This window comes from Neisseria shayeganii 871, from assembly GCF_000226875.1.
GTDB classification, from domain to species: Bacteria; Pseudomonadota; Gammaproteobacteria; order Burkholderiales; family Neisseriaceae; genus Eikenella; species Eikenella shayeganii.
Window position 1 is genome coordinate 938,287 of the sequence record NZ_JH164926.1, and the last position, 5,334, is coordinate 943,620.

General features: G+C 56.2%; 6 protein-coding genes. 2 read left to right on the forward strand and 4 right to left on the reverse strand.

Going from position 1 to position 5,334, the window contains the following annotated elements:
* Window positions 1–78: 78 nt before the first annotated feature.
* On the reverse strand, window positions 79–261 hold the full coding sequence (locus tag HMPREF9371_RS13185) for a lipoprotein signal peptidase (protein WP_332247827.1): 183 nt from the start codon (window positions 259–261) through the stop codon (window positions 79–81).
* A gap of 450 nt (window positions 262–711) precedes the next feature.
* Between HMPREF9371_RS13185 and HMPREF9371_RS12510 the strand changes: the two genes are divergently transcribed.
* Window positions 712–870 carry a hypothetical protein gene (locus tag HMPREF9371_RS12510; RefSeq protein WP_156786991.1) on the forward strand — a complete coding sequence of 53 codons (159 nt, stop codon included), beginning with the start codon at window positions 712–714 and terminating at the stop codon, window positions 868–870.
* Between the two features lie 249 nt (window positions 871–1,119).
* Here the strand turns inward: HMPREF9371_RS12510 and ispF are convergent, their stop codons facing one another.
* The 3 genes from ispF to dnaQ all read right to left on the reverse strand — a co-directional run bounded on the left by ispF (window position 1,120) and on the right by dnaQ (window position 3,105).
* Window positions 1,120–1,596 (reverse strand): 2-C-methyl-D-erythritol 2,4-cyclodiphosphate synthase, encoded by a 477-nt coding sequence (gene ispF, locus HMPREF9371_RS04310; protein WP_009118709.1) that lies wholly within the window; start codon window positions 1,594–1,596, stop codon window positions 1,120–1,122.
* A gap of 82 nt (window positions 1,597–1,678) precedes the next feature.
* Window positions 1,679–2,389 carry a 2-C-methyl-D-erythritol 4-phosphate cytidylyltransferase gene (gene ispD / locus HMPREF9371_RS04315; protein WP_009118710.1) on the reverse strand — a complete coding sequence of 237 codons (711 nt, stop codon included), beginning with the start codon at window positions 2,387–2,389 and terminating at the stop codon, window positions 1,679–1,681.
* The gene (dnaQ, locus tag HMPREF9371_RS04320; protein WP_040660153.1) at window positions 2,386–3,105 is read right to left on the reverse strand and encodes a DNA polymerase III subunit epsilon; all 720 of its coding nucleotides are present in this window, start codon (window positions 3,103–3,105) and stop codon (window positions 2,386–2,388) included. Before dnaQ ends, ispD begins: the two co-directional genes overlap by 4 nt.
* A 649-nt stretch (window positions 3,106–3,754) precedes the next feature.
* Here dnaQ and HMPREF9371_RS04325 point away from each other — a divergent pair.
* Window positions 3,755–5,110 (forward strand): sodium-dependent transporter, encoded by a 1,356-nt coding sequence (locus tag HMPREF9371_RS04325; protein ID WP_009118712.1) that lies wholly within the window; start codon window positions 3,755–3,757, stop codon window positions 5,108–5,110.
* Window positions 5,111–5,334: the final 224 nt, after the last annotated feature.

Sequence of the window (5,334 nt, forward strand, 5' to 3'; positions counted from 1 at the left end):
CTAGCCGAAATCCGGCTCAAATAAAAGCTCCCCAACTCCTCTCAGCTGTGTGTTCAAACGGCTGATGAAGCAATCTTTTCACTCCGCAAGCCATCTCCTGTCACACAGTCCCGCCACAATAGTTTGAGACCTTTGCAAAACCCCCAGATGTGGATGCAGTTCAAGGCGTAGCAGCGCAACGAGTGCAGACATATCATATAGATAGGCAAGCGAGTGAGCAGCGCACAACGCAGAAATGCGCCGCAGATGGGGGTTTTGCAAAGGTCTCAGTTTGTGGTATAGGCTGAGACCTTTGCAAAACCCCATGCCAACAAACAGCCGGAACATGCTTCATCATGTTCCGGCTGTTTTTGCCTAAAAAGCAGACAAGCTACCCCTAAATCCCCTTCAAGTGCCTCATCATGCGGCGCTGCCTGCCTGCTCAGGCAGCCATAGGCACACGCATCCTAAGACCTTTGCAAAACCCCAGATGTGGATACAGTTCAAGGCGTAGCAGCGCACAACGCAGAAATGCGCCGCAGATGGGGGTTTTGCAAAGGTCTCAGGCTACCTGAATAAGCCAGAAACCGCCCATATGCCTGCCCTGGCCGCGTGAAGAGCTGACCGAGTTTTACCGCCGCCTGTTGCTGGCCGATATTGCCGCTGCTGTGCTTTGCCCGCAATACCGAAATCAGAGGCAGCGAATGGGCAGAAATCGACTGGTAGGCGAAAATGTGGACGACTCCCGCCAGCCGCATGAAACGGCTGCGGGCGCACTCGATTCCCTTGCACTCGATTCCCTTGGCCGACTGGACGCTTGAGCTGCTGGCCGAACTGCACGGCCTGACAGGGCAAGGCCACTTTATGTTTCCCAGCCGCACCGTCTGCTGATGTAGATTCGCAGTCATGCTAGGCTGCTATTGTTTAGTCCCGCCATCAGCCCCAAAGTAATTTTTCATACATCGCGCGTAAAGCCGTTCCCAATATGGGAATATTACTACCTTAATTGCGAAATAGCCCAATGATACCGTAACCGTATAACGGCTATTAGCGGTCGCACCTTTGCTGCGTAACAAATGTTTCGCCTTTGATAAGTATGTTGCCTTTTATGTTACGCACACTTCCACGCTGCCCGTCCATTTAGCGCACAAGCAACACCACCGCCTGCGCCTCGATGCCTTCCATGCGGCCGAGGTAACCGAGTTTCTCGTTGGTTTTCCCCTTCACATTGACCGCACCGATGTCCAAGCCCAAATCGGCGGCGATGTTCGCGCGCATGGCGTCAATGTGCGGGCGCAGTTTGGGCTGCTGGGCAATCACCGTGCTGTCCACATTCACCACACGCCAGCCGGCCGCCTGCACTGCGGCATAAGCGGCGCGCAGCAGCACGCGGCTGTCGGCATCTTTGTGTTCGGCCGCCGTATCGGGAAACAGCTTGCCGATGTCGCCCAAAGCCGCCGCGCCGAGCAAGGCGTCAGTGATGGCGTGCAGCAAGGCATCGGCATCGGAATGGCCGAGCAGCCCTTTGTCAAACGGTATGCGCACGCCGCCGAGAATCAGCTCGCGGCCGGCAACCAGTTGGTGGACATCATAGCCCTGTCCGATGCGGATATTCATGGTCTTCCTTTAAGTGAATGGTTTGCGGCATCACCGCAAAATCAGAGGCTACCTGAAAAGCCGCCGATGCGGTTTTCCGGTTTCAGGTAGCCTGTTCGGCCGCCAACAGCAGGCGGACAATGTATTCGTCCTGCGGCAGCGTCATCTTCAGATTGCGGCTGTCGCCCGCCACCAGTAAAGGCTGCACGCCCAGGCGTTCGACGGCAGAGGCTTCGTCGGTAATGTCGGCAAAATCGGTGTGGCTCAAAGCCCGCTGCAGCAAATCGGCTCGAAACAGCTGCGGCGTTTGCGCCTGCCACAAACCCTTGCGCGACACCGTGGCCGCAATCGCCGAGCCTGCACCGGCGCGCTTCAGAGTATCGGCCACCGGCAAAGCCAGAATGCCGCCGGCAGGATGACCGCCGGCTTGATCCAACAAACGCCGCAAGGCGCTGCGGGGCAAGCAGCAGCGGGCGGCATCGTGCACCAAAATACAATCGTCCGGCCGGGCCAAGCCCTGCGCCAGCAAAGCATTCAATCCGTTGAACACGCTGTCGGCACGGCTTTCGCCGCCGCAACGCAACCAGGTCACCCGGGCCGCCAGGTTTTCAGGTAGCCTGACTGCCTGCGCGTAGTACCCGTCTTGGGGCGATACCACCACCGCCACCCGCTCGATCTGCGGTTCGGCCAACAAACGGCGTAGCGTGTGTTCCAACACACTGCGGCCGTCAATCTCCACATACTGCTTGGGCCGGCCGGCACCGAAACGGCTGCCGACGCCGGCGGCCGGCACCAAAGCCAAATAACGGCTCATGCCTCTCTCCGCCACAGGCTGCCGCCGTCGGCGGCTTGATCGAGGCCGTCGAGATAGGCTTCGTGCGCCGCCATTTCGTCGGCATCCGCTTGCAGCACTCTTAAATGCGCCGGCCGCTCGGAAACAGCGGCAGACCGAATCTCTGCCCGAACATCGGCCTCTTCTTCGGCAAACTGATCCACCAAGCTGAACTGCGAACGGGTCATGCCCAAATAGACTTCGCTCAACAGCTCGCAATCGATGAGGGCGCCGTGGTAAACACGCTTGCTTCGGTCCACGCCCAGGCGGGTACAAAGCGCGTCCAACGAGTTTTTCTGCCCGGGATAAAGCTCTTTGGCCATGGCCAAGGTGTCGGTTACCTCCGCTGCCAGCTGGCTGGCGGTGGGCAAACCGGCTTTGCCCAATTCCATGTCCAAAAAGCCCATATCAAAGGCAGCGTTGTGGATCACCAAATCGGCACCGCGGATGAAATCGGCAATTTCTTCGGCCACCTCGGCAAACTTCGGCTTGTCGGCCAACTGCGCCAGGGTAATGCCGTGTACCCGCACCGCCTCTTCGGGAATATCCCGCTCCGGGTGCACATACAGATGCAGATAACGGCCGGTGAGGCGGCGGTCGATCATTTCCAAGCCGGCAAACTCGATCAGACGGTCATCCCTATCGTAATAAAAGCCGGTGGTTTCGGTATCCAGAATAATTTGGCGGGTGGGCTTCATGGCAACGGCAGGTATTTGAGTCAAAACAGGCCGCATCTTACCCAAAAGCCCGGCCCGCTGCCAGCTTCAGCCCGTTGGCCTGAGGCCGGCTCAGTGTCAGAAGGCCTGACGATGTGCCGCCACTGGGCGGCGGCTGTCGCGGCCTGCTAAATCTTATCCGCTACCCGGCTTAAACGCTGGCTCACCGCATGCCAGATGGTTGTCGTTTCGGCAAACCGCTCGGCTCACAATCGTAAAACCGACAGCAATTTAAACTTTATTCCTTTAAAAAACAGATTGATATTCAATCATTAGAAAATAATAATAATTATCATTTGCTATTTAAATTAAGTTTGGGTAAGATACGCACATGTTCAACGAAGCGGAAGTTTGGTTGAATCCCCCTTAGGAGTATTGCTTGGCAGTATTCCTCCCCTTTTGGTAGTGGTTTGTGTTCCTTTTGCGCCCCGTCTCATCGGGGCGATTTTTTTGTCCATTTTGCCGCGTACAAGCAAAATCCTCTTGTCTTTACAATTATTAACTGGCATTATCGCTTCTTCTTGCAATCCCTACGCCGGCGCCTGTTCCATATTACGGGAGCAAAACCTCGTTAATCAGGAAACCGGCCGGTACTTCACGATTCCCTTTAAGACAAGAAAAAGGAAACATCATGAGCGCTTCACATAAGCACACTCATGCCCAATGGGGCTCGCGCTTGGGCTTCATTTTGGCCGCCGTCGGTTCGGCAGTCGGCTTGGGCAACATCTGGAAATTCCCCTATATGGTGGGCTCAGGCGGCGGCTCGGCCTTCCTGTTCACCTATTTGTTCTGTATCGCCCTTATCGGCTTTCCGGTGATGGTGGCCGAGTGGATGATTGGCCGCCGCGGCCAAAAAAATGCCATGAACTCGTTCGCCGATGTGGCAGCCGAAAGCCAACGCAGCCGCTCTTGGGGCTTGGTGGGCGCTTTGGGCATTTTGGCCGGCTTTCTGATTCTGTCTTTTTACAGCGTGATCGGCGGCTGGGCCGTAAACTATTTCCTGTCCGCCACCAGCGGCACGTTCAGCGGCATGGATGGTGATGCCACCGGCGCACTCTTTACCAGCATGCTGGGCAATCCAGGCAGCATGACCCTGTGGCACACCGTCTTCATGGTGCTGACCGCCGTGCTGATCGCCTTGGGCGTGACCAAAGGCATTGAGCGCGCTGCCAAAACCATGATGCCGCTGCTGGCGCTCATCCTCTTGATTTTGGTCGGCTACGCCATGACCCAATCCGGCTTCTCCCAAGCCATGGAATTCCTGTTCTCGCCGGATTTCTCCAAAATCAACAAAGACGTCTTCCTTGCTGCGCTCGGCCATGCCTTCTTCACCCTGTCTTTGGGTATGGGCATCATGGTGGCTTACGGCTCCTACCTGGGCAAAGAAGTCAATCTGCTGAAAACCGCCACCATCGTTTGCGTATTGGACACCGTATTGGCCATGCTGGCCGGCTTGGCGATTTTCCCGCTGGTATTCACCAACGGCTTGGACGTTGGCGCCGGCCCCGGTCTGATTTTCGTGACTCTGCCGATCGCCTTCGGCAATATGGCCGGCGGTCAAATTATCGGCATTCTCTTTTTCCTGCTGGTTGTGTTTGCCGCGCTGACTTCTTCCATCTCCCTGCTGGAGCCTACCGTTGAGTTCCTGGAAGAGCGCACCCCGCTCAGCCGCGTGGCCGCTACCGTTGTGACCGCCATCGCCGCCTGGGCCATCGGTATCGCCGCCCTGCTGTCTTTCAACGATTGGAGCGGCTTCAAACTGTTTGACATGGGCATCTTCGACCTGCTCGACTACGTGACCAGCAAAATCATGCTGCCCTTGGTGGGCTTGGGCGGTATCGTATTCGCCGCTTGGCGTATGAACCCAAAAGTGGTGCGCGAAGAATTGGAAATCAGCGAATCCGCCATGGGCATCTGGAACATCGTGGCCCGTTTCATCGCCCCCATCGGCGTGATTGTGGTATTCGTGTACAGCCTGATCGCTTAACCACGGTTACAACATGACAAAAAAGGCTACCTGAAAAACTGAACCAAAGCCAAATTGGACAGTTTATTTTACTCGCCTTCTAAGGTCTGAATCCTGTATTGACAGGGCTCAGGCCTTTTAATTTGAGTTTGAGTGTGATCCTATCGTGGTAGTCGTAAGGGCTGAGACCTTTGCTGACGGACATGGCAGAAGGCAGTACCGTCTATGCGGATAAAGTGTAGAAA

Bases quoted from the DNA above. Each gene is read 5' to 3' on its own strand.
- HMPREF9371_RS04325 (WP_009118712.1), top strand. From the start codon at position 3,755: ATGAGCGCTTCACATAAGCACACTCATGCCCAATGGGGCTCGCGCTTG.
- ispD (WP_009118710.1), bottom strand. From the start codon at position 2,389: ATGAGCCGTTATTTGGCTTTGGTGCCGGCCGCCGGCGTCGGCAGCCGT.
- ispF (WP_009118709.1), bottom strand. From the start codon at position 1,596: ATGAATATCCGCATCGGACAGGGCTATGATGTCCACCAACTGGTTGCC.
- HMPREF9371_RS12510 (WP_156786991.1), top strand. From the start codon at position 712: ATGTGGACGACTCCCGCCAGCCGCATGAAACGGCTGCGGGCGCACTCG.
- dnaQ (WP_040660153.1), bottom strand. From the start codon at position 3,105: ATGAAGCCCACCCGCCAAATTATTCTGGATACCGAAACCACCGGCTTT.